Raw genomic sequence first — 25,944 nt, forward strand, 5'->3', positions numbered from 1 at the left:
AGATACATTAGAGTTTATCAAATGGGTCAAAGTTATAGCTCCCGAATCAAGCTTTTAACCGTCGGTTGATCCAGAGCTACTGTCTTTTCAGCCTTAGCCATTACCCAGAAGCCGACATAATGGAATGCCGTGTAGCACCTCTGTGTTGATTTTCTGCCATTAAGTAGAGTAGGTAATCTATCTCTAGAGCGAAGTTTCAGCACTAATTCTGCCGCTCGTCAAAAATAATATAATTTGCTTTGCCTTGTTCCTTAGCGCGGTACATGGCAGTATCTGCATCTCGCAAGAGGTTTCTTGGTTCTTCATAACCATTGCTACTTAAAGCAATACCAATGCTAGCTGTTGTTAGTAATTGATAGCCATTGAGATAAATAGGCAATCTTAAAGTTTCTTGAATACGCCTGGCAACGTTAATAGCGTCGCTAACATCTTTGATGTCTTCTAAAAGCACTGCAAACTCATCACCACCAAATCTAGCGACTGTATCGCCACTGCGTAAACACGACTCTAAGCGCCGAGCGATCGCAACCAAAAAATCATCACCCATCCCGTGTCCAAAGCGATCGTTAATTCCTTTAAAGCCATCCAAATCTAAAAACAGAACAGCGAAGTGATAATTTTGCCTTCTTTTGCAATGCTCCAGCGCTTGCTTAAGACGATCTAGGAATAAAATACGGTTAGGTAGTGCTGTTAGCCCATCGTAAAAAGCATTATGAAGCAGCTGTGCTTCTGTCTGCTTGCGGTGAGTGATATTTTGAAGAATTAAAACTGCGCCTGTAACTTTACCAAAATTATCGCGAATGGGTGCAACACTATCTCCAATTGCTATTTCTGTCCCTTCTTTGGTAACTAATATACAGTTATCCGGCAGTCTGAAAACTGTATTTGTTTCTATGACTTGTGTGACTAAATCATTAATATTTTCTCCCGTATCTTTGTTAACTAAAGTTAAAACTTCTACTAAATATTTTCCTAATACTTCATTTTCCTGCCAACCAGTAAGTATTTGTGCTTCTGGATTCATAATTTGAATACAAGCATTAATATCTGTTACTACTACTGCACAGCCCATACTGTTAATAATTGACAGTAGCCTTTGTTGTTCTGCTTGTAATTTCTTGTGAATTTTGTGCTTATAAAGAGCAATTTCTACGGCAATTTGCAAGTCTTTTTCAGAAAATGGCTTAATAATGTAGTTAAAAGGCTCTTTAAATTTATTGTGATTTAATCTGCTATGTTCTGAATAATCTGTTATAAATAAGACTGGGATTTGAAATGTATTTTGAATTATATCTGCCACCTGCACGCTACTTACCGTTCCTGTCAAGCAAATATCAATCAATACTAAACTTGGATTAGTTTCTGTCACTCTTTTGATTGCTTCTTCAGTTGAATCGAGAATATCGAAAACGGTGTATCCCAACTTCTGTAAACTTTTCCTAATATATACAGCTAGAATTTTTTCATTTTCAATAATTAGGATTTTTGGAGCGCTCATGCTAAAAGCACCGGGTTTATCAGGTTCGGATGTCTTTGCTAGTCTCATGCGAACTTGTCAGAGAGTAATCCTATCATAATAAATCTCTGAAATTACTGTGTATTGCTTAACTAGGATTTTATTAACTTCTCAAACAAATATTTGTCAGTACCAACGTGAGAATTTTTATAACAGCTATTAAGATAATGTTTACATCTTAATATCAATTTACTATCATCATTTATCAATAAAATACAAGATAATTGATACAGCGTTTTGTGGTAAGTACTGAGGATAGCAACAAATTAATATTTATTCAATTTTGCAAAAATACTCAGTATAACAACTAAGATAAACGTAAAAAAAATGAAGTAGAAGCTAATACAAGTTTTTTCAGGCGTTGCTGAATCGTGATATTAATTCGGATGCCTAGACGCGAGATCTCGCGTCTAGGCAAGGTTTTCACACCAAGAAATCAGCAACGCCCTTTTTCAAACCAGAGAGAAAGCGGATGGCTTGGTGCCAGTAAAATATCCAAGTGCCTCTGCGTATAGCAGTTGAGGGAAACTCTTAATTTACATATCGGGCTTTGTTCTAGTCACTTCAATGCTAATTTTGCCGTCAAAGTCAGGAATGGGTGCAGCGGGTTTGCTCAGAGTAACTTGAACTTGTGTGAGTTGCTCGCACTCTTGCAGAATAGTGTCTGCAATTTTACTTACTAATCGTTCGATTAAAGCAAATTTTGATGTCTTGATCAGATTTTGCACCAAGGCGATCGTTCGGCGGTAGTCTACAGTATCTGCGATCGCATCACTTTTTGCAGCTGGACTTAGGTCTAGCCATAACTTTACATCTACTTCAAACCATTGTCCTAAAACTTGTTCCTCTGGCAAATACCCAGTATAGCCATAGGCGCGAATACCTTTTACATGAATACAATCCATAATCTGGGTTAGTATCTAGTGTTGCATATAAGTTGCTATTGAGTATCTCATGAAGATAATATCTGAGATAAGTAAGTACCTTTAAAACGATAGGTGACATGAAAGCCTACTATCTATTTTGGCTTTCATTACTTTTTTGATGGCATGAGGCACCAGCATCCTGATTTGAATTTAAACAAGGGCAGTCACTGCAAAAATCTTCTTCAACTGCAACATAACTATTCAACTCAGCCAAAGAAATAAAGTGTGAGCTTAGAAATTTAAGCTTATAAAGACTTTGACAAATTTAATGAGGAAAAAAGATGCAAGTTTCTCAATTTTCTCAAAATAACACCAATTCTTCAGGGCGTAATCTCCTTCCTCTCAAAGATTTTCCTGTTCTGGAAACAGAAAGATATATCTTAAAACTTGCCTCGACTGAAGCAGAATTAGAATCAGTGTTCCGGTTACGTTTTAAAGTTTTTAATATGGAAATGGGTTTGGGATACTCTACTTCTCATTTTACCCAAATGGATAAAGATGAATTTGATGCCTTTTTCCATCATTTGATACTTGTCTTGAAACAGACAGGTCAAACGATTGGAAGTTATCGAATGCAAACCTATACTATGGCTTCCCAAGGATTGGGCTTTAGAGCTGCTAAATATTTTAATCTTAATGCTATTACTAATTCTATACTTTCAGTAACCGTGGAACTTGGGCGTGTATGTATAGCAAAAGAATACCGAGATATTCAGGCACTTTCATTGCTTTGGAAGGGGCTAGCAAATTATCTTGTCTGGAGTGGAAACAAATATTTTTTGGGATGTTCAACATTACCAACACAAAATTATTGGCACGCTCGTTGTGCATATAATTATTTTCAGCAGAACGGCTTTATGCACCTAAGTATTTTGGTTTATCCGAATTCACAATTTTTGTTAGAACTTCCCCAACAGTACCCAGATTCATGGAAGGTTGAGATTCCTCATATTTTGCAACTATATTTAGCTAACGGAGCCAAAATATGTAGCCTCCCATGTATTGATCGGCAATTTAATAGTATTGAGTTTTTAACAATATTCAATGGCAAAGACTTTGCTAAATAAAGCTAAGAGATTAGGGGCTAGGAATTTTAGATTTTAGATTTTGGATTTTAGATTAAATTCAAATCCAAAATTTAATTGCTCAATTCCCAATTCGTGCTTGCCCTGTAGGTATCAACCTGAAAGTGAAACGATATGAAGCGCTCATACCATTTCACGTTAATTTACGATACACATGAATTTTGCCTAGCCGCGATATATCGCGGCTCTATACAATCTGTATTTGTATCAGATTTTTTGTGAAATAGTATCACTTGGCTAGTTGAGTTAATCTTGAGTGCTCTAAATAACCATAAACTAAGCGGGAAACTTGGCTAATAAAAGACTTGGCTCTTGCATCACCGAAAGGCCTTCGCACTATAATTCCTGCTAAATAACGTTTACCTGTTGGCATCTGAATAATACCTGCATCTCCAAGAATTATTCCCAGAGTTCCTGTTTTGTGAGAAATTATTGCGCCTTTCCCAAGTCCTTTTGGCAATAAACTTCTGTTCTGAACACGACTCATGATATCCAAAACTTTAGAGCGACTGGTACTACTTAGCAGCTGATCGTTAGTAATCAATGCCGACAAACGTACTAAATCTTTAGCACTAGTTGTATTGGTTCCTTTAAAGTCACCTAGTAGATTGCGAATAATAGTATTTTGCAGTCCCCATGTGCGAAAGCGCTGATTTAATTTAGCCTTACCACCCAAGCGATCAATAATCATGTTGGTAGCGGTATTATCGCTGATGGTAATCATCTTAGTTGCAGTTTCTAAAAGACTAAACTTGCTTCCTGCACGTTTATAACGCATAGTTCCCGAACCTCCAGTCATCAAGTCGCGGCGCATGACTAGGGTGTCATTCAGCTTGACTCTACCAGCATCTATTTCCTGAAACAAAGCAATCAAAATTGGAAACTTAATTGTGCTAGCCGCAGGAAATACTTTTTCTCCGTTGATATCTAAATAATTACCTGTTTCTAAATCCAAAAAAAACATTCCTGGCTGGAGGTAGCTGTGACGAGCCATCAATGCCTTTACTTGAGAATTTAGCTGTGATATTTCTTTGCCTAAAGAAACAACTCCAGCAAAGGTTAGAGTATCACTAATCTGAACAGGAGTCTGTTCTTCTGTAGACTTAGTATGAGAAATTGGCTCAAGCGCATTATTAACAGCTACACGCTCAATTGATGAAAATTGTACTGTCCAGTGAGAGGAAGAATCTCCTTTAATCAATAATTTGTCAGGAGAAACTGTGTAACCGGGTGCTAATTCAACTACAATTCTCGTTGTTTTAGAGTCAACCTTACCAATGCGGATCTCTTTAACTACGGAACTAAAACGCTGACGGATTGTATCGCTTTTAAGATGAGTACCCGGTAAATCAATTACTAGTCGAGTTGGATTATTAATCAGAAAAGCTTTAGGTTGAACTCCAGAATCGGTAGTCAGGTTCAGCTGATTTTGAGCGGGATCGAAGCGCCAAGATTCCAGGCGAGCTGCTTTTGCTGGAGAGGATAAAACTAAAATACTGATAATACTGAGTAATAATAAGCGTAATCTCATCCGTGTGATTTCTGAGCTATCATAAAATTTGCTTGCACACCTTTTCAGGTGTATCTCAGTATATCCGGAAAAATAACCGTGTTTTCCGAAATCAATTAAATTAAGTAGGAAAACATTATCACTATTTTTTAGGTAATTATGTTTAGACGCGCAACAAATGAAATAGTTCCTTATTAAAACAACCTGGAGGCAAAGCCTCGACATCCTCGTAACCCTCATTACCAGGTTCAACCTGGTAACGAGAAATAGAGCCTCTGGCTCTTTTGGATGCTGAATTATTTAATCTGTATATTTGCTATGAAAGGATTTTGATGAAATATTCTATTGTTGGAATCGCTGCATTAGCGGCTTTATTAGTTAGTCAAGGTTGCTCATCAGTTACTAATTCTGGAGACACTTCTCATGATGGACATTCATCTGAACATATGCATCATCATGGGCATTCAACAAAAGATAAAGGTGAAAACTCTACAATTACCCAGGCAAAATTAACTACTCCCCAAAAAATTTTGCCGAATCAATCTGTACCTTTGGTAATTGCTATTCAAGATACTCAAGGTAAACCTATTCTTAAGTTTGATAAGTTTCAAGAACAATTAATGCATTTAATTATTGTCAGTGATGATCTGAAAATTTTTAATCATCTCCATCCAAATTATATAGGGGATGGAAGCTTTGTAATTGATACTAATTTCCCTGAGCCTAATAATTACACTATTTTTAGCGACTATAAACCAACTGGAGATAACGAACGGGTTTCTGTTATGAATATAAAAGTTACTGGCTATACTCCACTTCCTAATGAATTGGCAAAATATAGTAATACCAAGAATTTACTTGATACTAAAGTTAGTTTGACCTTTTCTCAACCAACTCTCAAGGCAAGTCAGGAAGTCAACTTGAAATTTGATTTAAGGGAAGCTACTAATAATCAACCTGTGAAAGACTTACAGCCTTATTTAGGAGAAAAAGCACATTTAGTGATTATCAAAAGTTCATCTCCATTAACAGTATCTGATTATATTCACGCTCATGCCCTCAAAAATTCTCCACAAGGACAGGTGAATTTTATCACTAGTTTTCCTCAGCCAGGTACATATAAACTTTGGATGCAGTTTAATCGTAAAGGTAAAATACACACGGCTGATTTTTGGGTTAATGTTAAATGAATTTGATTTTACCCCTTTCTTGGTTTTTGTTAGTAAAGGGGTAAATGCCACAATAAAACAAAATTGTTTGGCTATTTATTTTTCATTTTTACTTAATTAATAAACAGGTGGACATAAATTAAAAGCATGAAACTCTATCAGTAATAGGCTTTTACCTTCTGCCTCCTATTTAATACCTTTTTAAAACTCCTGGTTCTTGCTGCATGGGCAAGACATCTAAAATATCGGCTTGGGAACAATATTTTAAGTCTTCATGACAATTTAAACGCAACAGGCGTTTGCCATGACTGGCATAGTGAAATAGTCCCAACAAATTGTCTTGCCACTGAGAGTAAAGAGCGATCGCATTAATTACTTCATCGTTACCAGCGATTTCATCGGGTGACAATTGAGTTTTTTGGCAAATGCTGTGGGCGATCGCACCGGCACAAGCAGTATCTTCTAAAGAAAAACTGCCTTCCCAACCAGAACCGACAATCCATAATGTCTCTGGCTGTTTTTCTAGAATATATTTCACCACGGCACTACGGTTAATAAATGCTCCTGCCAGGACAAACTGAGCATCCTGCACTCGTTGTAAAGTACGAGTGCCATTGGTAGTACTGATAAACAAGCGCCGTCCTTTAACGATATCTGGGGTACAGTCCAAAGGAGAATTACCCATGTCAAAGCCAGGAACTTTTGCGCCTCCTCGTTCTCCAGCTCGCAGCCGTTTTTCGGCAGGCCAAGATTCGCTAACTTGCATGAGATGATCTAGATCGCTGAAGACTTGAACAGCTTCGCCTCCAGCGGCTAAGACTGTCGCCATTGTGGTAGTGGCTCGCAGTACATCGACTGCGATCGCACATTCTGGCACTTTACCCGTTGGAGTTAATTCCGGAGTGTGATAAACAAATAGCTTCACGCGCTGGATATACCTGATTTAATACTGCCGAGATCACATTCTAACCAGGTTCATGTCACCAACCATAGTAGTTTTTTATGCAGGAGTGTTATGGCAAGTTGGCATGAGAATTAATAATGCGATCGCTTACAAAGCAGGTAAATCAACGATAATCTGAAAAAAGAACAGATCGAAGAAGTCGTGTTTGGTCTCTTCATCAAGTAAAACTATCAAATCCATAAGAAATTAGTTATTTGCAGCGACAATTCATCAGCAAAACCCATCCCTATTAACTATCAACAACTAACAGTAGACAATGGCACCTTTACCAGACTATCGTCCCAAACAAATGTCTTTAGGCCCTTTGGAAGCAGAGATTTTGAATCTGATTTGGGAGCTTGGTTCAGCTACAGTTAAGGATGTACACGATCGCATTCTGGCAGATCCCAATCGAGAATTAGCTTATACTTCAGTGACTACAGTGCTGCGCCGCCTCACCGAAAAAGGTTGGCTTGCCTGCGACAAAAAAGGACGGGCGTTTTACTGGCGTCCTTTACTGTCAAAGCAGCAAGCTCAGGTAATCAAGGCACATGAACAGTTACAGCAATTTCTGGCAGTAGGCAATCCTGATGTTGTGGCTGCTTTTGCCGATAGTCTAGATGAGGTAGCAAGTGAGAAAATACAAGCAATAGCTAAACGCATTCAAGCTGCACGGCAAGCGAGGGAGGAAAAATGATGCATCTATTGATGATTTGCGCCGTCATTGCAGTTGCTTTCTGGCTGCGATGCTCTTGGCAGCAACCCCAAGGTAATTGGACTGTACGATGGCAGCGAGCGTTATTTTTATTTCTCTTTCCGCCATTGCTGATTTTGATGACAGCGATCGCCCTACTTTGTATGGGATCTCAAGGCCAAATGGGCGGTTTGCAAACAGGGTGGTTTAGCTATGTACTGGCGTTAAGCTACCTAACATTTTCTTGCATTTTGGGTATCAAGCTGCTATGGGAGGGATGGCAATCTGTAAAATCTACCCGCAACTGTGCTGTTGTTAATGTTGCAGGTAGACAAGTCCGCCTGTTGAACACAGGAGCGTTATTTGCAGCTTCGATTGGTTTTTGGCAACCCGAACTTGTTCTCAGTCAAGGATTAGTACAAACTCTCTCAACAGAGCATCTAGAAACAGTCTTAGCTCATGAGCAAGGGCACTGCCATTATCGAGATACATTCTGGTTTTTCTGGCTGGGTTGGGTGCGTGCTTGCACTCATTGGTTACCGAATACAGAAAATTTATGGCAAGAACTGTTAATTTTGCGCGAACTGCGTGCCGATGCCCACGCGGCATCAAAAGTTGATCCCTTGTTGCTGGCAGAGTCACTGTTATTGGTAGCTAGCACTCCACCCGTAACCTCCCTAATTTGCTGTGCAGCTTTGAGTTCCAATGGTACAGATCGCTTAGAACAGAGGATAGAAGCTCTTTTAGAACAACCACAATCTACCCCAGAATTTAACTTACGCTCCTGGCATGGCTTTCTCTTGGCGTTTTTGCCCTTGGTGACAGTGATATTTCACTCGTAAGCGATCGCAGTAGAGACGCGATATATCGCGTCTCTACATCTAGAGTTCTTCAGCATAGCTAACCAGAAAGGTCTTAGCACAAGTCTCTAAGGGAAAGGAGACCATGCATGATGAGATTACAAGGTAAAACAGCCCTAATTACTGGCTCGCTGACTGGCATCGGTCGCGGCATTGCCTCAGCAATGGCGCAAGAAGGGGCGAATATTATTCTGAATGGGATCGATACGCCGGAAGAAGCAGAAAATACCCGTCAGGAGTTGGAAAAGATGGGGCAAAGAATCTTATATTACAAGGCCGATGTGGGTAATGTGCAAGAAGTTACGACAATGATTACTGATGCACAAAAGAAACTAGGTAGCCTTGATATTCTGGTTAATAATGCTGGTATTCAGTATGTCGAGCCGATAGATACTTTTCCCATCGAGAAATGGGATGCGATTATTGCTACCAACCTTTCTTCAGCTTTTTATACCATCCGTGCCGTATTACCGTTCATGAAAGAGAAAAAATGGGGACGGATCGTCAATATCGCTTCTGTACATGGTCTGGTAGCATCAGCTTACAAGTCAGCTTATGTGGCTGCCAAGCACGGACTAGTAGGATTGACCAAGGCAGCAGCGCTAGATGTAGCGGAGTTTGGCATTACCGTAAATGCCATCTGTCCTGGCTACGTTGATACTCCTTTGGTACGTCAGCAAATTTCTGAACAAGCCAAAGCCCATCACCTGTCAGAGGATGAAGTGATTCCTAAAGTCCTGCTGGCGCATCATGCCATTAAGGAGTTTGTAACCGTAGAACAGATTGCAGCTATGACCATTTATCTATGCAGCGATGCCTGTAAAACTTTGACAGGAACAGCACTGTCAATTGATGCAGGTTGGTCAGCACAGTAACTAATCGTGCAAAATAAATAGAAATATGAACCGCAAATTAGCCAGCGAAGCGTGCCACTTCAGCATTGAAACGTTCTGGTTCTTCCCAAAATGGAGAGTGACCGCTGTGTTCAAACATAATCAGCTGACTATTATGGATACGTTCGTGCATATGTTTGCCCAACTGAGTGGGATAAACTGCACTATGTGCGCCATAACATAGTAAAACAGGAACTGGGATTTGCGCGAGATGGGAACGCCAATCGTAGGTCACCATGTCCAGCCAAAAAGCGACCATCGCACTGTTTGGTGTCAACATCGACTCTCGCATCCACGATTCCCTAAGCGCCGGATCTACCACTAGATTAACGTTGAAGCAGGCTGGGACAAACTTTTCCGCAATCTGCATTCTGTCTTTAATGATACTGGATGCTAGATTCACAGCTGCCTGAAGATCCATTTTACCAAATACGGCATGTTCCCAATCCTCCGTCTTGAGCAGATAGGGTGTCATGTCAATAAAAACGGCCCCTTTAAGCTTCTCACTTCCAAATTGGTCAAAATAATTGTGGATAAGAGTAGTTCCCATTGACCAGCCAACGAGGATCACCTCACTCAAATCCAGATAATTGACGATCTGGCGCACGTCCCTAGCCGCCTGCTGCAATGTCCAGTTAATCTCCTGCTTTCCCGAATACCCATGACCGCGAATGTCCATAGTTACCACACGATGGGTTTGGGCTAGTACCGGAATGTTGTATTTGAAAAATTGGTGGTTCATCATCCAGCCGTGAATGAGGAAGATAGGGATACCTTGCCCTTGATCTGTGTAGTAGATAGGAATACCATCATCAGCAGTGAGAAACGGCATTATTCCATTCCTTTGATTCGATTTTGTTTTTCGTTTTCTCAGCTATGTAACACCTCTCTGCAATTGTATACGTGAGGAAAGCAATGCGATCGCTTGGTGCGGCTGTTTTGAAGAGACGCTTTGTATCTGTCTATGAAGCCTAAAATTATTATGGTTCGGTAATTACAGGCTCTAACCATTCTCAAAGCACCTGAGTTCAAATTTCAAAAATAGAAACATAACTTTTTGTAGTATTATATTACACGAAGGCTGTGAGGTTAAGTATGGTGAGCAAGGAGCAGGTTGTGAAATGGTTGCAGAAATTTGCAACTACACTTGAGGAGAACAAAGACTATTTGACAGAATTAGATGCAGCCATAGGTGATGCCGATCACGGTATCAACATGGTTCGCGGCTTCCAAAAGGTGATAACTCAACTGCCAAGTGTTGCAGACAAAGATATCGGTAGCATTTTGAAAACAGTGAGTATGACTCTAATTTCCACAGTCGGTGGTGCTAGCGGCCCTCTCTATGGCACTCTATTTTTACGAGCCAGTACGGCGATCGCAGGCAAACAAGAACTAACCGAGCAAGATATGCTTAAAATGCTGCAAGCTGGTTTAGAAGGCGTAATTGGACGCGGCAAAGCACAATTGGGTGATAAAACAATGGTGGATGCTTTAGCTCCAGCTGTAGCAGCTTTTGGGCAGGCTGCACAAGAAAGTAAACTCATGCTGGAAGCAATGCAAAAAGCTGTAGCTGCGGCAGAACAGGGTATGAAAGAAACTATTCCCATGCAAGCAAAAAAAGGCCGTGCCAGCTATTTAGGAGAACGCAGTGTAGGGCATCAAGATCCAGGAGCAACCTCTTCTTATTTAATGTTGAAGAGTTTGTTAGATATTATTTGATAGTTAAAGCCAGGATAAAAATTAGGAATCTGATTCTCTGTGTGATCGATGCAAGATTCACAAAAGACTGAAAAACAAAAAATGCTAGCAGGAGAGCTGTATCTTTCCACCGATCCTGAACTAGTGATTGAGCGCCAAAGAGCGCGTCGGCTCGCTCGTCTTTATAATGCTACTACCGAAGAAGAATTAGAACAGCGATCGCAAATTCTCCAAGAACTGTTTGGCAAACTAGGTCAAAATTTTGAGGTTGTCCCACCATTTCTGTGTGACTACGGTAGCAATATATATGCTGGCAAAAATTTATATATGAATTTTGGCTGCGTAATTCTAGACTGTAACACCGTGCATATAGGCGACAATCTTCTTTGCGCTCCTTACGTGCAGATTTACACTGCCTATCATCCCACCGATCCGATCCAACGACTGACACACAGAGAACTAGAATTAGCTGCTCCTGTCACGATTGGTAATAATGTTTGGATTGGTGGTGGTGCAATTATTTGTCCGGGTGTGACGGTTGGTGACAACACTACCATTGGAGCCGGGAGCGTTGTTGTCAAAGACATTCCTGCTAATGTCGTTGCTGCTGGCAATCCCTGCCGCGTCATCCGCTCTTTGGAATCCTAAACCTGATATTACACAGCCGGAGCAGCCCCCAACAAACCTACTGCTCCCACAAGCATACCTATGCGATCCCAAAATACAAATCCCTCGTAAGCATTCACACTATCTTGATATTGATAGCGTGCCAGTGCCATTCCCATCATTAGCAACATGACTGAGGAGAAAACTCCAAATATCAGAGGATGTGCCATTGGCAGCAATAATACTGCAAGAGGAATTGACACAAGCAATGTACCAATTAATCCCCAGCTAATTGAGAAAGCCTTTTTCCTTCCCCAAGAATTGACAACGGTGATAATTCCCTGGGCGCGATCGCCTGCTGCATCATGCACATCCCAGATAATTTCTTTCGCCAGAGTGTAGCAGAATGCAAAAGCACTAGGATAAAGTAGCGCCAAGGGGCGATTTACTACTAAACTACCCAGAAAAATGATTGCACCTGCAATTGTTGCCACAATAAAATTCGCAAAAATACCGTTACGGGCTAACAGATGCGAATAATTCCATAGCAAGATGGAACTCACGGCTACTAGGATCAAGCAATAGATTCCAAGAGGAATTGCTGCGATTAGAGCGCAGGCAAACAAAATAGCAGCAGCCCACCAAACTTGTTGCAGTGAAAGACGTCCAGATGGTAATGGTCTTTGTGGGTGATCTATTCTATCTTTGTCTATATCCCAGTAGTCATTGATGGCGCAGGCTGCGGAATGCGTACAAATTAAAATAGTTGCCGTCAGCAAGTATTTATATAATGGAACTGCCGAGTTTAACGCATAGATAGTAGCACAACCTACTAAAGCAGCCAGGATAGCAACTGGCAATCGAAAAAGTTGAGCAAAATCACGAATTAGGCGAATTTTGTCACTAGAGTCAGGTAAAGAAGAATTATTATTTCCTGATGCAGAAGTGAACGAACTAGTTTTTTTGTCAATATGCAATTGTTCGCTCATCGTTAACCTCACATATTCAATTATGTGGGTAATAAAACATAGTATTTCACTCCCATTGCCACTGCTCCTAAAACCTGGGTAAAAATTTTTGCTCAATCCATCCACAAGCAAAAACTTCTACTCGTTAAATTCAGGTATTAGGCTATAGAGCATTGGGTATAGGCGAAAAAACTCTTGAAATACTTATTTTTAGTTTGTTTTATATACACCTATTTACCTAGTCTATCTTATAGATATTGATATGGGTATTTTGTCAAGATGTTTGTAAAAATATGCAATATTTTGGATTGGGCAAAATTCACTGTTGACATAAAGCGAAGTTTTGCCTAGATATGCATCTTAGTACTAAAGCGTATATGTAAAATCCTCAACCAACATACCAGGAACCATACTACCTCCGAGTTGACGACCTTCGTATGTTCCTACTTCGGGAATAAAATCTTGAAAATCAGTCAAATCCACCAGATTTTCTCCCCAAAACCGATAAAGGCTTTCATCGAAGCGCAAATTTTCTATTGGAGCAATGATTTCGCCACCTTCTACCCAAAAACAGGCATAACGAGTCATACCTGTGATTCTTCCCGTGGGGCGATCGCTCCAATTTAAGTAATGCAAATTTGATACATATAAGCCAGTATCAAGAGTTGGCAGAATCCGATCAAATGCTAAATTGCCCGGACTTATTTCCGGCGCACGCAAAGACTCAGCACTGTTAGCACCATTGGCAGTTTTTTGATATTCCTTAGCAGTGCGAGAATTGATCAAGGTATTAACCAAAATCCCATTTGTAATTATTGGTAATTCTGGTGCTGCCATTTCTCCCCATTCATTGAAACGCGGTACTAATCCCAGTTGAAAGTTTTCTTTGAGATTAAATGTAGGAGAAAGCAATTTTTCTTGACGAGATAGGGCTGCTAAGGCGCTGTTTCCTTGTTGTAAATCAGCTTCGCTCACACCTCCCCAAGAAAGCATACTTAATAAATCAGCAACTGCTGCGGGTGCAAAATAAGTTTTATAATTTCCTCGTGGCAACTGTTTGACAGGACGAGAAAGTAATTTTAGTTGCTTTTTAGCTTCATCAATTTTGGCTGCATAAGCTTCTTGATGCCAATTACTGCCTGCAAAAGTGCCTTTTACAGCTTGTTCTTGGGTAGTAAATATAGAGTAGTCCAAAGTAAAAGAATCGGTAGCAAACCAGTGTTTCTGACCACTCGAATCAGCATAAGCTTTAACTACAAACCCCCCGGCGTAGATACCCGTAAAATCTAATTCATTCACCAATTCTAGTACCGTTGGCACTACAGCTTCTTCAGGTAACAAATTACCTGTATGAATTTCTCTACTGGTGTTAGTTCCTGATGGCAAAACTAAATAGGGATCTAAAGGTAGCAGGGGAACCTCTTCACGCAGTTCTTGTAAAGCTTTGTATGCTACTTGCCAATCTACTTCCCGATCGCCAGTGAAAGGAATTAGTCGAAAACCACTGCGCTGATTTTGCATTAAAGTCAACTCAACCCAGCCATCAGCAACAGTGCCTGTTTGTCGCACTTTGGCATGATTGAAACGCGTAAATTGACTATATTCACTGTTCAATTTCACAGTGAATTGTTCACTATCTTCTTTTTTATCTAAAAGAGTTTCAATTAATTGGTTAAAGCTGTCTTCTAAAGCTAATAGTTCCTGGTGTTTCATTATATTCCTATCTAGAAAAAAGGGGCTAGAGGCTAGGGGCTAGTAAAGAAGAGTGGGAGAGTTGGGTAGGAATGAGGGAGAAATTTTCATTTACATTCCTCGCGTCTGGTTGTCCCCTTGTCCTCTTCATGTTCCGCCGCCAAATACTTCGACATTAGCAAACACACAAACGGGTGAACCATGCCCTACCCAAATAGCTTGATTTGGTTCTCCTTTGCCACAGTAAGGAGTGCCATACATCTCCCAACTAGAGGAGTTGCCAACTTTAATTAAGCTATGCCAAAACTCTGGTGTTGTGGCTCGATAGTTGGGATTGCGGAGTGTTTTGGTGAGCTTACCATTTTCAATCAATTTTGCATACTCACAACCAAATTGAAATTTATAGCGGCGATCGTCTATTGACCAAGAGCGGTTAGACTCCATGTAAACTCCATGTTCTATGCCAGCAATAATTTCTTCAAAAGATGCTTTTCCTGGTTCTAAATTTAAGTTTGCCATCCGGTCAATAGCTGGTCGATTCCAAGAGCAAGCACGCGCACAAGCTACTCCTGGTACTCCCGCTCGTTTTTGACTTTCCAAACTACCCAAACCCCGCATTAATACACCTTCCTTGATTAAATATTCCCGCGTTGCCACAGCACCAGTATCATCGAAGCCATAGCTGGCAAATTCTCCAGATATGGTGGGATCAAAGGTAATGTTCATGAGGGGAGAACCATATATCAAAACGCCGAAATCACTTTTGTTAACAAAGCTACCTCCGGCATAGTTGCGCTCATCTCCTAAAATTCTGTCAATTTCTAGAGGATGTCCAACACTTTCATGAATTTGCAACATCATTTGATCTGGGGCTAGTACCAGATTTGTGCGTGTATTTGGGCACTCTTGGGCTGTTAAAAGTTCAACTGCCTGTTCGCCAATGTGCTGCACCCGTTGCCATGTATCGTCTCGTTTGAATAGTTCCATACCGCCTTGGTAACAGTTGGCTTCCCAACCGTTGTTAGTGCGGTGTTGCACGATCGCTCCTTCTTGGGCGATCGCACCGTAATGCTGGCGTAAGGAAATAAATTTTTGATACACTTGGGAGCCATTACTGCTCGCAAACCAAGTTTCTCTTTCGGTAGTGGTAGCACTGGCTGTAGTTTGGACTATTTGTTCGGAAACTTTTAGGGTATGGCAGGTACGGACTAACAAATCGTTGATTTCAGCAGTGCTAAGAGCATCTAATGGTTCGAGAAATGGCGAAATATATTCACCAACAACTTTGGGGCGCTCAGTTGCGGCTTGGAATGGATGTATCCACCACTCGCTTGCTGCTAATGCCTGTTTATAAGCTTTTTCGGCAGCAGATTGCAAACTTGCAAGTTCTAAATGATTGGTAGCGGCATAGCCAATGCAGCCATTTACCATTACTTCTAACATTGCTCCCATTGTGGAAGATTTGCCATTACTTTGCGGTAAGGCATCACGGAAATAACAATGGGAAGAAGTTTCTTTAACTACTCTGATCCCAATCCAATCTGCGGGAATGTTGATATTGGCGATCGCTTTTGTTAGTTCAGACCACATATTTTCTTAAAATTCCAGTAAATATAAGTGAAAATCAATTACATTTATCAATCAATAACCTTTTCTTAACCTTATACGTCTGAAGAAACACAGGGAATAGGGAACAGGGAACGGGGAACGGGGTTATTTCCCAGATAATTTAGATGCTCCATCCGACAATTGTTGGTTATCTGAACAAATTACAGCTTCTGAGAGATTATCTCTCTGTTCTGCGATTAATTTTGGACGTAGATAAAGATTCTCTAGTAACACTGCCAAACCAGCGATCCAAGGTGGGACGATTACAGCACCAATAATTCCTAAAACTTGCGTTCCTCCTAGTACTGCTAAAAGTTGATACAACGGATGAACTCGCACTGAAGAACCTACCAGCAAAGGATCGAGTACGTAACTTTCTAAATTCTGGATAATGACAAATAACAATAGTACCCAGAGGAAAGTTAACCCTCCTTGAGGAATTGCGACTATTAAAGCTGGAATCGCTCCTAATATCGGCCCGACAAATGGTATCAAATTTGTAAAGCCAGCAATTACACCCAATGCTAAGGCAAACTCCGAAAGTCCCAAAATGCCTAAACCCAGTGTAATAGCAAAGGCTAAAATAGCGGACACCAAAACTCGACCTTGAATATAACCTCCCATCCGACGAGAAATGGGTGCAACCTGGGCAGCGAGACGCTCATCCCAGGGTTTGGGAAATAGTGCTACCAATCCTTTGATTAAATTTTCGCTACCAGCAACCATGTAGGCGGAAATGACCAAAGCTAAAATCAGATTTACGACACCACCAACGATGCCGCGAGTCAATCCAAAAGAACGCACCAACAACTGCTGGCTAGAACGAATCAACCAATTAGTGAGTGCTTGGATGTCAAAGAATTGATCGATTGTTCCTATCTGATAAATACCCATCCGCACGGCTAAATTTTCCAATGTCGTCCGCAAATTTTCTAAATAGGCTGGCAGTCTACTACCCAATCTTTGGATTTGATCGGCAACAGAGGGGCCAATTATTAAACCTAGCCCTATTAAGCTAGCAATTAAACCCACGTAAGCCAAAATCACACCTAGCCACCGTGGCAGTCGCAGTCTTTCCGCAGCATCAACGATGGGGGCGATCGCAGCTGCTAGCACTACTGCAATCATTAATGTCAGCAGCAAGCTCCGCAATTGCCACAACAGAACAACCAAAAAGAAAGTGGCGATAATCAACAGGAGATTAAGTAAAGATATCGCCTGATGCTTTTCGGACATATAAAGTATGGGGGATAGGGGACAGGTGACAGGGATAGGGGACAGGGGACAGGGGATAGGGGACAGGGGACAGGGGATAGGGGACAGGTGACAGGGGATAGGGGATAGGGAACAGGGGACAGCTAGAGAAGGATGAAATATTGTATTAATTCATCCTTCATCCTTTAATTTCGGTGCCACTCCGTACCTTGGGGTTTGTCAATTAAGGTAATACCTTGGGCTTGTAGTTCATTGCGGATGCGATCGCCTTCAGCAAAATTTTTAGCTTTTCTTGCTTCTTGGCGTTTTTGAATCAGGGCTTCAATTTCTGCATCAGTTAAACCACCCCTCTTTGGTTTTTCTTCCTCAATTTGAGCTTCTAAACCTAAAACTCCTGCCAAGGTTAGTAGAGTTTGCCATTGTTCAAATAACTCCTCTGGTGGTGTTTCGGTTTTTCCTTCATGTACCAAAAGATTTCCCTCCCGGCGCAGTTCTTTGGCTAATTCAAATAACACAGCTAACCCACCAGGAAAATTAAAGTCATCATTTACAGCATCTTGGAAACGCTCTATGTAGGGATTGGGGATTGGAGATCGGGGATCGGGGATCGGTGATTGGGCAATAGGCATAGGATCGATCAGCACCTCTTCTCCCCTTGTCTCCTTGTCTGGTTGTCCCCTTGTCCTTTCCCTAGTCCCTAGTCCCCAGTCCCTAGTCCCTAGTTCCTTTCCATGTTTGTAACCAAAAAGCAAACCTTCTTTGAGGGTTTGCCAGCCGTTAGTGGCAGCAGCGATCGCTTCATCGGTAAAATCAATCGGTTTGCGATAGTGTGCCATCAACACAAACAATCGCAATGCCATTGGATCTACGCCTCGCTCCAGCAACTCGCGAATGGTGATAAAGTTGCCCAAAGATTTAGACATTTTCTCGCCATCGACTTTCACCATGCCGTTGTGCAACCAGTAGCGAGCTAATGGTTTACCCGTTACTGCCTCAGATTGGGCAATTTCATTTTCATGGTGGGGAAAAATTAAGTCAGCACCGCCAGCGTGGATGTCAATAGTTTCACCGAGGCGATCGCGTACCATTGCAGAACACTCAATATGCCATCCTGGACGTCCTTTACCCCAAGGTGACTCCCAATAAGGTTCTCCTAATTTTGCTGCTTTCCACAAGGCAAAGTCAAACGGCTCTCTTTTCTTCTGATAATCTGGATCTTCTACATTGACTCGCTCACTTGCACCAACCTGCAAATCCTCTAATTTACGTCCGGAAAGTTTGCCATACTCAGGAAATTGCCGCACAGCGTAGTAGACATCACCGTCAGCAGGGTAGGCGTAACCTCTGTTTTCTAGATCGTGAATGAGCCGTTGAATGCCATTCATTGTATGAGTTGCACGCGGATACTCATCGGCGTCTTTAATTTTCAACTGCCGCATATCTTCAAAATAGGCTTTGATAAAGCGATCGGCGACAGCTTCCATAGATGAGCCTTCTTGCCGTGCTCGATTAAGGATTTTGTCATCAATGTCGGTAAAATTCTGGACAAAACGCACGTCATAGCCAATGAATTGTAGGTAGCGACGCACAACGTCCCAAACAATACAAGCTCTAGCATGACCCAAATGGCAATAGTCGTACACCGTCACGCCGCAGTAATACATTTTTACCTTTCCTGGTTCGACAGTTTCAAAGGGTTCTTGGCGACGAGTGAGAGTATTGTAAACAGTTAGGGTCATAACACAGTAATACTGAATGATATACGCAATAATAAATTAGAGTAGCTAGGATGTATGTCCAGTATCCCTATGCTAGAGTTTTCTGGACTCTCTGCGCTACATTTCTATTTTGACTTTTTTAACAGCAGCGCTATGCAAGCAGTTACCCCCGAATCTCATTCAATGGATTCTCCTAAACAAGGGTTACCAGTCACAATTATTACTGGATTTCTCGGTAGCGGAAAAACTACTTTACTCAATCACATCCTCAGCAATCAGCAAGGTTTAAAAACTGCTGTTTTAGTAAATGAATTTGGTGAAATTGGCATCGATAACGAGCTAATTATCTCCACTGAAGAGAATATGGTGGAGCTAAATAATGGTTGTATTTGCTGCACCATTAATAATGATTTGGTTGATGCCGTTTACAAAGTTTTAGAACGTCAAGAAAATCTCGATTATCTGGTAGTAGAAACAACTGGACTCGCCGATCCGCTACCAGTTGCCTTGACATTTTTGGGTACAGAATTGCGCGATTTAACCCGTCTAGATTCGATTATTACCGTTGTAGATGCGGCAAATTACAGCTTGGATTTATTTAATTCTCAAGCAGCTTACAGTCAAATTGCTTACGGGGATGTAATTCTTTTAAATAAGACAGATTTGGTTTCTGAGGAAGAATTACAATCACTAGAAACCAAAATACGGGAAATCAAAGAAGGAGCGAGAATTATCCACACCAAGCGATCGCAAGTGCCGCTTCCCTTAATTCTCAGCGTCGGTTTGTTTGAGTCAGACAAGTATTTTGATGCTGAGGAAGCTCATGAGCATGAGCATCACGATCACGATCATGAGCATCACGATCACGACCACTCAGAATGTAGTCATGATCATCATCACGACCATGACCATCACCATCATTCCCACCATTTGGAAAATGACGGCTTTACCTCATTATCTTTTGAAAGTGACCAACCTTTTGCGATCAGAAAGTTCCAGTATTTCTTAGATAATCAACTCCCTGATACTGTTTTTAGAGCAAAAGGAATTATGTGGTTTGAAGAGAGTCCCAAACGCCACATTTTCCACCTATGCGGCAAGCGTTTTACTCTAGATGATGAAGAGTGGAAAGGCGAGAAAAAAAATCAATTGGTGCTAATTGGGCAAAATCTAGATCACGAGCAGTTACGAGAACAACTAGAAAACTGCGTGTGTTTACCTTCTACATCTCGTGGCAAAGGCTTTGGGAAATAGTCATTAGTCATTAGTCATTAGTCATTGGTCATTAGTCCATCATTTTGATTTGTTTGACTTTTGAACGCCAGTTGCTACAACGGGGAAAACCCCGCAACGCACTGGCTCCTTTTGACTTTTTTATCACTCTCCTTGGTTTTCACCTGCTGAAATTTCTAACTGTTGCACCTGTTCCACCGTTAATCCGGTTACTCTTGCTACCATTTCTACTGACATTCCCTCTCTCAGCAGATTGATAGCCACACGTCGAATACCTTCAGATCGACCTTCGTCTTTGATAGCTTGATAAGTCACTGACTCCTGCATAAGCTCTTCTCGCAGCAACTGTTTAACAATGTTTTTCTCTAATACTAGCCCAGCCAGAATGAATGCTGATGCTGCAACATTACTTTGTGTTCTTTGGTCGCTTATTTTAGATATTTCTTGAGCAACCTGTCGTAATGTCTCAGCACGGTCACTGGTATTACTTAATACTGCAAATGGCAACAATCCCTGATACTGTAAGAATACATTTGTTGGTTGCTCCCATAACCGAAATATATCAAATTCATGACGAGTTCTCTCTAAAATAAATGTATCTTGTTGCACCAGTTCAGAAGAGGTTTGTTGTAGATAAATTACTGCTTGAGACATTCGTTTTTGAGGAAAACGGCGATACACGCGCAACCGATAATCTGCCATGCGAAAAGGAATTTCGGCTTTGGGCTGGGTTTGGAATTCGAGGTGAAGTACAACTTCATCTGATTGAAGTAATATCAGCGCATCAGCGCGAATCGGCTCAAGAGATAGTTCCGAGGGACTTAATTCAGTGAAAGTTATTGGTTCTCCCAATAGCCAACTGGCAAAGTCGCTGGAGAAGTTTTCGGCAAGAAATTTACAAATATTATCGAACATGAGGGGATTTTATCAAAAGATAAAAATCCACAATCTAAAATCTAAAATTTACAATCGATATGCGCGTTATCATCCAGCGAGTTAAATCATCTCAAGTTACTGTTGATGGTGAAATTGTCGGCAAAATTGGACGAGGATTAAATTTACTTGTGGGCATTGCCGAAACTGATGGTGATGCCGAACTTGATTGGATGGTACGTAAATGCTTAGAATTGCGGCTATTTCCCGATCGCGAAGGTGGAGATCGCTGGCAAAAATCTGTACAAGAAATTGACGGCGAGTTGTTAGTAATAAGTCAGTTTACTCTTTACGGTGATTGTCGCAAAGGTCGCCGTCCTTCTTTCGACCGTTCAGCAGCTCCCCAAACAGCCGAAGATTTATATAACCGTTTTGTTGCCAAGTTACGCGAAAGTGGTTTAAGGGTGGAAACTGGTAAGTTTGGGGCAATGATGCAAGTTTCGATCGAAAACGATGGCCCTGTAACTTTGCTACTTGAAAAATAAGTTAATTAGTTAAATTTACGTAGATAAAAATTTCAACTGCATCTAGACTGCTTAATACTACTTAGTACTAAATTAATGAGAGAATATTAGTTTGACCATCACAAAACTTTAAATTCACTCATCATGGCAACAATTCAGTTTTCTAAAGGTATCGACGAGGAAGTGATTCCAGAAGTGCGTTTAACGCGATCGCGAACTGGCAACAGTGGTACAGCGACGTTCATTTTTCAAAATCCCAAAGCATTAAGCAACGGCAGCACCGACGAAATCACTGGGATGTATTTAATTGATGAAGAGGGCGAACTAGTTACCCGCGAAGTCAAAGGCAGATTTATCAACGGTAAACCAGAAGCATTAGAAGCTGTTTATGTAATGAAATCTCCAGAAGAATGGGAGCGCTTCATGCGGTTTATGCAGCGGTATGCAGAAGAAAATGGCTTGGGATTTAATAAAGCTGAATAAGCTGCTATCACTGTTTAAGATGACAGTGGGGAGACGGGAAAGTAGAGCGGGTAGGGGAAATCCTTTCCTAACATTTCTATATTTCCACCCCCATATTTAAAAGATGATGATGCACCAGCCACACCCTGACCAACCAGGAATTACGGTAACTTGTGCTATTGTTACCGTCAGCGATACACGTTCAAAAGAAAATGATAAAAGTGGTCAGCTAATTCAGCAATTACTTAACGCTGCTAACCACACTGTCGGAGCCTACACGATTATTAAAGACGAACCAACCCAGATTCAAGGGCAGTTAGAGATGCTGGGTAAAAATTCTTATTTGGATGCTGTGATTTTTAATGGTGGCACGGGCATTGCACCCAGAGATACTACCTACGATGCCATCGAAAAATTACTGGAAAAAACTTTGCCTGGCTTTGGAGAATTATTTCGCTTTTTAAGCTATCAAGAAATTGGTTCGCGGGCGATCGCATCCCGTGCTGTAGCCGGTGTTTATCAAAGCAAATTAATATTTTCTCTTCCTGGTTCCAGCAACGCTGTACGATTGGCAATGGAAAAACTAATTTTGCCAGAACTTGCTCACTTGGTGAATTTATTGCGTTAATAGGGGCTAGAGGCGCTTAGGCTAGGGACTAGTGAACAGGAGGCGGAGATGGGGAGAGTGGGGGAGTGGGGGAATGAGAGAGGGATAAATTATCAAAAATATTCCCCGTGTCTGGTGTGTCTCCGTGTCCCCTTGTCCTTTTCCTAGCCCCTAGAGTCTGTTTTCAAACTCTTTGATCCCCCTAAATCCCCCTTTCCAAGGCGGACTTTAAGAAACTCTTAGCCCCTTTTTTAAGGGGGTTGGGGGGATCTAAAAAATTAGGAGGCTAAACGAAATAGTTTGAAAACACGCTCTAGTCCCTAGTCCCTAGTCCCTAGTCCCTAGTCTTTCTTCATCCAACTAAACATAGCACGTAAATCTTTGCCAATTTCCTCAATGGAGTGTTCGGCTTCTTTACGACGCATAGCGGTAAATCCAGGTTTACCAGCTTGGTTTTCTAAGACAAATTCCCGTGCAAATTGCCCGGTTTGAATTTCTTGCAGAATCTTTTTCATTTCTGCTTTAGTTTGCTCATTCACAACCCTGGGGCCGCGGGTATAATCGCCGTATTCCGCAGTATTGGAAATGCTATCACGCATTTTGGCGAGTCCACCTTCCACAATTAAGTCAACAATCAATTTGACTTCGTGAAGACATTCAAAATAAGCCAACTCTGGCTGATATCCGGCTTCTACGAGAGTTTCAAATCCAGCTTTGATTAAAGCACTCAACCCGCCGCACAACACAGCTTGTTCGCCAAACAAGTCGGTTTCAGTTTCTTCACGGAAGGTAGTTTCCAGAACACCTGCACGAGTACCACCGATACCTTTAGCATATGCCATGGCGCGATCGCGTGCTTGCCCAGAAGCATTTTGATATACAGCAAACAAGCAAGGTACTCCTTGTCCTTGTTCGTAAGTCCGCCGTACTAAATGTCCCGGCCCTTTGGGTGCTACCATAATCACGTCAACGAAAGGAGGTGGAACGACTTGCCCGAAATGAATATTGAACCCGTGAGCAAAAGCTAACACATTTCCTTCTTCTAAATAAGGTTCAATTTCATTTTTATAAACAGCTTTTTGTACCTCATCAGGTAACAAAATCATTATCAAATCGGCTGCTTTGGCTGCATCTGCCACACTCTTTACGGTTAAGCCTGCTGCCTCAGCTTTAGCCGCTGACTTACTACCCGGATATAATCCGACAATCACGTTCACGCCACTATCCTTAAGATTAAGAGCGTGGGCATGACCTTGGGAACCATAACCGATGATGGCAACTGTTTTTCCGGCTAAAAGGTCTAAATTTGCATCTGTGTCGTAATACATCCGAGCCATAAGTGCGTCTCCGTCAGCAAGCATCCTGTTTAATCGCAGACTTGTTATTTTACCGGATCATGATGCCGTTTCTCGATCAATTCTTTGCACTTGATCATGAGATAATTTTACTTCAAGAGCGTGTACTGAATCTTCAATGCTAGAAATCTTGCTAGCACCAGGAATAGGCAAGACACATGGAGATTTGGAATGCAACCACGCTAGCACAATGCAATAAACCGATACACTTTTTTCCTTTGCTAGCTTCGCTATTACCGGAATATCTTGCAAATTCTTGTGGCGGCGACTACCACCAAAAGGACTCCAAGGTAAGAAGGTCAAATTTTCTTTTTCACAGTACTCCAGTACGCCATCAAATTCGGGCTGACGATGCCAAGGATTGTATTGATTTTGCACCGAGACAATATCAACTACATCTCGCGCTCGTTGAATTTGTTCTACAGAAAAGTTAGAAACTCCTACAAATTTAATCATTCCAGCAGCGACTGCTTCTTTGGCTGGTGCAAGAGATTCCTCGATTGTATAGTTGGGATCGGGTGCGTGGTATTGCCAAACATCAATTGGTTTATTTCCACCTAAAGCCTCAAAGCTGGCGTGAATAGTCTCCCGTAAATGTTTTGGATTTCCGTTGCGTATCCAGCTGCCTTGCGGGCGCATCAAACCACCTTTGGTTGCCACAACTACATCACTTGCATCTCCATTATAAGTTTGCAGCGCTTGACAAATTAGCCGCTCGTTGTGGTGCTTGTCAGATTCATCTTTACAATAGGAATCTGCGGTGTCAATGAAAGTGATTCCCAAATCCAAAGCACGGTGAATGACACTGATAGACTCGCTTTCTGAAGGGCGGCTGCTTAACGACATTGGCATCGCTCCCAAACCCATACCACTAACATAGACATCCGTGTTTCCTAGTTGTTTTTTTCCCATGTGTCTAGCTTTTTTTTAAGTTACATTAACTATTCACTAACTAGTCAGACTTTTGGTGAGAATCCATCCTTCACATGGTTGATTGTCTGCTCTAAATAAATATAAACAATTAGTAATTTACTAAAAATATCTCTTTTTCTACTTGCATTATTTTACTCCAAAATGTACTTCTAAGTTTGTTTCCCGACTTATCTAAGAAGTCGGGGATCTGTTTATTGATGTTGACTTACTTACCTAAAAATTTCTCTAAAAATTTTCAGAAATAGATATAAACACTGTTGTAGTTACAGTCAAATAGCCAATCATTTTCCCAAAGTCATACTTTTAATAAAACTATGAAGACTGTTTTGCAAAGCCGTTTAGGTAAAAGTTTGCTCCTATTAATGACTGTTAGTGGCGTAATGTTATTTACAAACCCGAAAAAAGATACTTACATTGACTACGCTGCCACAAGACTTACCAGCGAAATTCAAAACTCTATTTGTCAAGGGCCGAAGTTACCACAAGGGCTATTATGGGAGGAAGTTGGTAAAATTACAACCACCACCTGTAAATCTGGATTATCTACAGGGCTAGCTTTTCAAAGTATCAGCATTAAAGAATTTATCGCTGATTCAACGGAGCAGCAAAACTTTTTTATTTTCAGTACTTACACTACAAAAGTTTCTCAATATAACTTTAAAACCATTGGTGCCTTCGGTAATTTCCTCACGTTTCAAAAATAGCCGGGTTTTTATCCGATTGAGTGGTATTGTGAAATGCTAATTTTAATAATATAGATGCGCCTCTGACGCTCATCCCATAAAAACCTAAGGTTTGTACTAATTATGACGAAATGATGGCGCAGAGGAATGCCAAGATATGTAGCAGCAACGTA

26 protein-coding genes are annotated in these 25,944 nt (G+C 41.2%); 12 read left to right on the forward strand and 14 right to left on the reverse strand.

The annotated features are described in order from the left end of the window. Nucleotides 1-32: 32 nt before the first annotated feature. The 3 genes from UYC_RS37515 to folB form a co-directional block, all read right to left on the reverse strand. Entirely contained in the window at nucleotides 33-203 is a 171-nt protein-coding gene (locus UYC_RS37515; protein ID WP_157171212.1) for a hypothetical protein, read from the reverse strand. Then, nucleotides 203-1,498: a diguanylate cyclase domain-containing protein gene (locus UYC_RS0104525; RefSeq protein WP_026087364.1), complete on the reverse strand. Its 1,296-nt coding sequence runs from the start codon at nucleotides 1,496-1,498 to the stop codon at nucleotides 203-205. The genes UYC_RS37515 and UYC_RS0104525 overlap by 1 nt, the downstream gene beginning before the upstream one ends. 554 nt (nucleotides 1,499-2,052) lie before the next feature. Further along, the gene (folB, locus tag UYC_RS0104530; protein WP_016873460.1) at nucleotides 2,053-2,421 is read right to left on the reverse strand and encodes a dihydroneopterin aldolase; all 369 of its coding nucleotides are present in this window, start codon (nucleotides 2,419-2,421) and stop codon (nucleotides 2,053-2,055) included. 302 nt (nucleotides 2,422-2,723) lie between these two features. On the opposite strand from folB, the gene UYC_RS0104535 reads away from it, so the two are divergent. Beyond that, nucleotides 2,724-3,509: a GNAT family N-acetyltransferase gene (locus tag UYC_RS0104535; protein WP_016879267.1), complete on the forward strand. Its 786-nt coding sequence runs from the start codon at nucleotides 2,724-2,726 to the stop codon at nucleotides 3,507-3,509. Nucleotides 3,510-3,756: 247 nt separating this feature from the next. Here UYC_RS0104535 and UYC_RS0104540 read toward each other — a convergent pair whose 3' ends face one another. Continuing rightward, nucleotides 3,757-5,058 carry a serine hydrolase gene (locus UYC_RS0104540; RefSeq protein WP_016873462.1) on the reverse strand — a complete coding sequence of 434 codons (1,302 nt, stop codon included), beginning with the start codon at nucleotides 5,056-5,058 and terminating at the stop codon, nucleotides 3,757-3,759. A 311-nt stretch (nucleotides 5,059-5,369) separates the two neighbouring features. Between UYC_RS0104540 and UYC_RS0104545 the strand changes: the two genes are divergently transcribed. Further along, nucleotides 5,370-6,227 carry a hypothetical protein gene (locus UYC_RS0104545; RefSeq protein ID WP_016873463.1) on the forward strand — a complete coding sequence of 286 codons (858 nt, stop codon included), beginning with the start codon at nucleotides 5,370-5,372 and terminating at the stop codon, nucleotides 6,225-6,227. A 169-nt stretch (nucleotides 6,228-6,396) separates the two neighbouring features. On the opposite strand, the gene UYC_RS0104550 is transcribed toward UYC_RS0104545, so the two are convergent. Further along, nucleotides 6,397-7,131: a 2-phosphosulfolactate phosphatase family protein gene (locus tag UYC_RS0104550; protein WP_016873464.1), complete on the reverse strand. Its 735-nt coding sequence runs from the start codon at nucleotides 7,129-7,131 to the stop codon at nucleotides 6,397-6,399. A 295-nt stretch (nucleotides 7,132-7,426) separates the two neighbouring features. Between UYC_RS0104550 and UYC_RS0104555 the strand changes: the two genes are divergently transcribed. From UYC_RS0104555 to UYC_RS0104565, 3 genes are all read left to right on the forward strand, one after another. Continuing rightward, nucleotides 7,427-7,846, forward strand: a complete 420-nt coding sequence (locus tag UYC_RS0104555) for a BlaI/MecI/CopY family transcriptional regulator (protein WP_016873465.1) — start codon at nucleotides 7,427-7,429, stop codon at nucleotides 7,844-7,846. Beyond that, complete coding sequence (locus UYC_RS0104560; protein WP_016873466.1) at nucleotides 7,846-8,685, forward strand: M56 family metallopeptidase; 840 nt, start codon at nucleotides 7,846-7,848, stop codon at nucleotides 8,683-8,685. Before UYC_RS0104555 ends, UYC_RS0104560 begins: the two co-directional genes overlap by 1 nt. A 107-nt stretch (nucleotides 8,686-8,792) precedes the next feature. Continuing rightward, nucleotides 8,793-9,578, forward strand: a complete 786-nt coding sequence (locus UYC_RS0104565; RefSeq protein ID WP_016879268.1) for a 3-hydroxybutyrate dehydrogenase — start codon at nucleotides 8,793-8,795, stop codon at nucleotides 9,576-9,578. Nucleotides 9,579-9,615: 37 nt separating this feature from the next. Here UYC_RS0104565 and UYC_RS0104570 read toward each other — a convergent pair whose 3' ends face one another. Further along, nucleotides 9,616-10,428 carry an alpha/beta fold hydrolase gene (locus UYC_RS0104570; RefSeq protein WP_016873468.1) on the reverse strand — a complete coding sequence of 271 codons (813 nt, stop codon included), beginning with the start codon at nucleotides 10,426-10,428 and terminating at the stop codon, nucleotides 9,616-9,618. 263 nt (nucleotides 10,429-10,691) lie between these two features. On the opposite strand from UYC_RS0104570, the gene dhaL reads away from it, so the two are divergent. Then, on the forward strand, nucleotides 10,692-11,315 hold the full coding sequence (gene dhaL, locus UYC_RS0104575) for a dihydroxyacetone kinase subunit DhaL (RefSeq protein WP_016873469.1): 624 nt from the start codon (nucleotides 10,692-10,694) through the stop codon (nucleotides 11,313-11,315). Nucleotides 11,316-11,363: 48 nt separating this feature from the next. Further along, entirely contained in the window at nucleotides 11,364-11,942 is a 579-nt protein-coding gene (locus tag UYC_RS0104580) for a sugar O-acetyltransferase (protein ID WP_016873470.1), read from the forward strand. Nucleotides 11,943-11,950: 8 nt separating this feature from the next. Here the strand turns inward: UYC_RS0104580 and UYC_RS0104585 are convergent, their stop codons facing one another. The 5 genes from UYC_RS0104585 to cysS form a co-directional block, all read right to left on the reverse strand. Continuing rightward, nucleotides 11,951-12,889 (reverse strand): geranylgeranylglycerol-phosphate geranylgeranyltransferase, encoded by a 939-nt coding sequence (locus tag UYC_RS0104585; RefSeq protein ID WP_016873471.1) that lies wholly within the window; start codon nucleotides 12,887-12,889, stop codon nucleotides 11,951-11,953. A gap of 345 nt (nucleotides 12,890-13,234) precedes the next feature. Further along, entirely contained in the window at nucleotides 13,235-14,581 is a 1,347-nt protein-coding gene (locus tag UYC_RS0104590) for a TldD/PmbA family protein (RefSeq protein WP_016873472.1), read from the reverse strand. A 126-nt stretch (nucleotides 14,582-14,707) separates the two neighbouring features. After that, complete coding sequence (locus UYC_RS0104595; protein ID WP_016873473.1) at nucleotides 14,708-16,150, reverse strand: TldD/PmbA family protein; 1,443 nt, start codon at nucleotides 16,148-16,150, stop codon at nucleotides 14,708-14,710. Nucleotides 16,151-16,273: 123 nt separating this feature from the next. Further along, the gene (locus tag UYC_RS0104600; protein WP_016873474.1) at nucleotides 16,274-17,404 is read right to left on the reverse strand and encodes an AI-2E family transporter; all 1,131 of its coding nucleotides are present in this window, start codon (nucleotides 17,402-17,404) and stop codon (nucleotides 16,274-16,276) included. Between the two features lie 164 nt (nucleotides 17,405-17,568). Further along, nucleotides 17,569-19,122, reverse strand: coding sequence for a cysteine--tRNA ligase (gene cysS / locus UYC_RS0104605; RefSeq protein ID WP_016873475.1), 1,554 nt, complete (start codon nucleotides 19,120-19,122; stop codon nucleotides 17,569-17,571). Nucleotides 19,123-19,254: 132 nt separating this feature from the next. Between cysS and UYC_RS0104610 the strand changes: the two genes are divergently transcribed. Beyond that, entirely contained in the window at nucleotides 19,255-20,355 is a 1,101-nt protein-coding gene (locus tag UYC_RS0104610; RefSeq protein WP_026087365.1) for a CobW family GTP-binding protein, read from the forward strand. A gap of 123 nt (nucleotides 20,356-20,478) precedes the next feature. On the opposite strand, the gene UYC_RS0104615 is transcribed toward UYC_RS0104610, so the two are convergent. Then, a complete protein-coding gene (locus UYC_RS0104615; protein WP_016873477.1) occupies nucleotides 20,479-21,249 on the reverse strand; it encodes an Rpn family recombination-promoting nuclease/putative transposase in 771 nt (256 codons plus the stop codon). A 59-nt stretch (nucleotides 21,250-21,308) separates the two neighbouring features. Here UYC_RS0104615 and dtd point away from each other — a divergent pair, with 59 nt between their 5' ends. The 3 genes from dtd to UYC_RS0104630 all read left to right on the forward strand — a co-directional run bounded on the left by dtd (nucleotide 21,309) and on the right by UYC_RS0104630 (nucleotide 22,821). After that, nucleotides 21,309-21,752: a D-aminoacyl-tRNA deacylase gene (dtd, locus tag UYC_RS0104620; protein ID WP_016873478.1), complete on the forward strand. Its 444-nt coding sequence runs from the start codon at nucleotides 21,309-21,311 to the stop codon at nucleotides 21,750-21,752. A 123-nt stretch (nucleotides 21,753-21,875) separates the two neighbouring features. Then, on the forward strand, nucleotides 21,876-22,214 hold the full coding sequence (psb28, locus tag UYC_RS0104625; protein WP_016873479.1) for a photosystem II reaction center protein Psb28: 339 nt from the start codon (nucleotides 21,876-21,878) through the stop codon (nucleotides 22,212-22,214). Between the two features lie 106 nt (nucleotides 22,215-22,320). Then, on the forward strand, nucleotides 22,321-22,821 hold the full coding sequence (locus UYC_RS0104630; RefSeq protein ID WP_016873480.1) for a MogA/MoaB family molybdenum cofactor biosynthesis protein: 501 nt from the start codon (nucleotides 22,321-22,323) through the stop codon (nucleotides 22,819-22,821). Between the two features lie 320 nt (nucleotides 22,822-23,141). Here the strand turns inward: UYC_RS0104630 and ilvC are convergent, their stop codons facing one another. Both ilvC and UYC_RS0104640 read right to left on the reverse strand, forming a co-directional pair. Then, nucleotides 23,142-24,176 carry a ketol-acid reductoisomerase gene (gene ilvC, locus UYC_RS0104635; protein ID WP_268743982.1) on the reverse strand — a complete coding sequence of 345 codons (1,035 nt, stop codon included), beginning with the start codon at nucleotides 24,174-24,176 and terminating at the stop codon, nucleotides 23,142-23,144. Nucleotides 24,177-24,194: 18 nt separating this feature from the next. Further along, nucleotides 24,195-25,067 carry an aldo/keto reductase gene (locus UYC_RS0104640; protein ID WP_016873482.1) on the reverse strand — a complete coding sequence of 291 codons (873 nt, stop codon included), beginning with the start codon at nucleotides 25,065-25,067 and terminating at the stop codon, nucleotides 24,195-24,197. 335 nt (nucleotides 25,068-25,402) lie between these two features. On the opposite strand from UYC_RS0104640, the gene UYC_RS0104645 reads away from it, so the two are divergent. Continuing rightward, nucleotides 25,403-25,792, forward strand: coding sequence for a DUF4359 domain-containing protein (locus UYC_RS0104645; protein ID WP_016873483.1), 390 nt, complete (start codon nucleotides 25,403-25,405; stop codon nucleotides 25,790-25,792). Nucleotides 25,793-25,944: the final 152 nt, after the last annotated feature.

Origin of the sequence: Chlorogloeopsis fritschii PCC 6912, assembly GCF_000317285.1 — a bacterium.
GTDB classification, from domain to species: Bacteria; Cyanobacteriota; Cyanobacteriia; order Cyanobacteriales; family Nostocaceae; genus Chlorogloeopsis; species Chlorogloeopsis fritschii.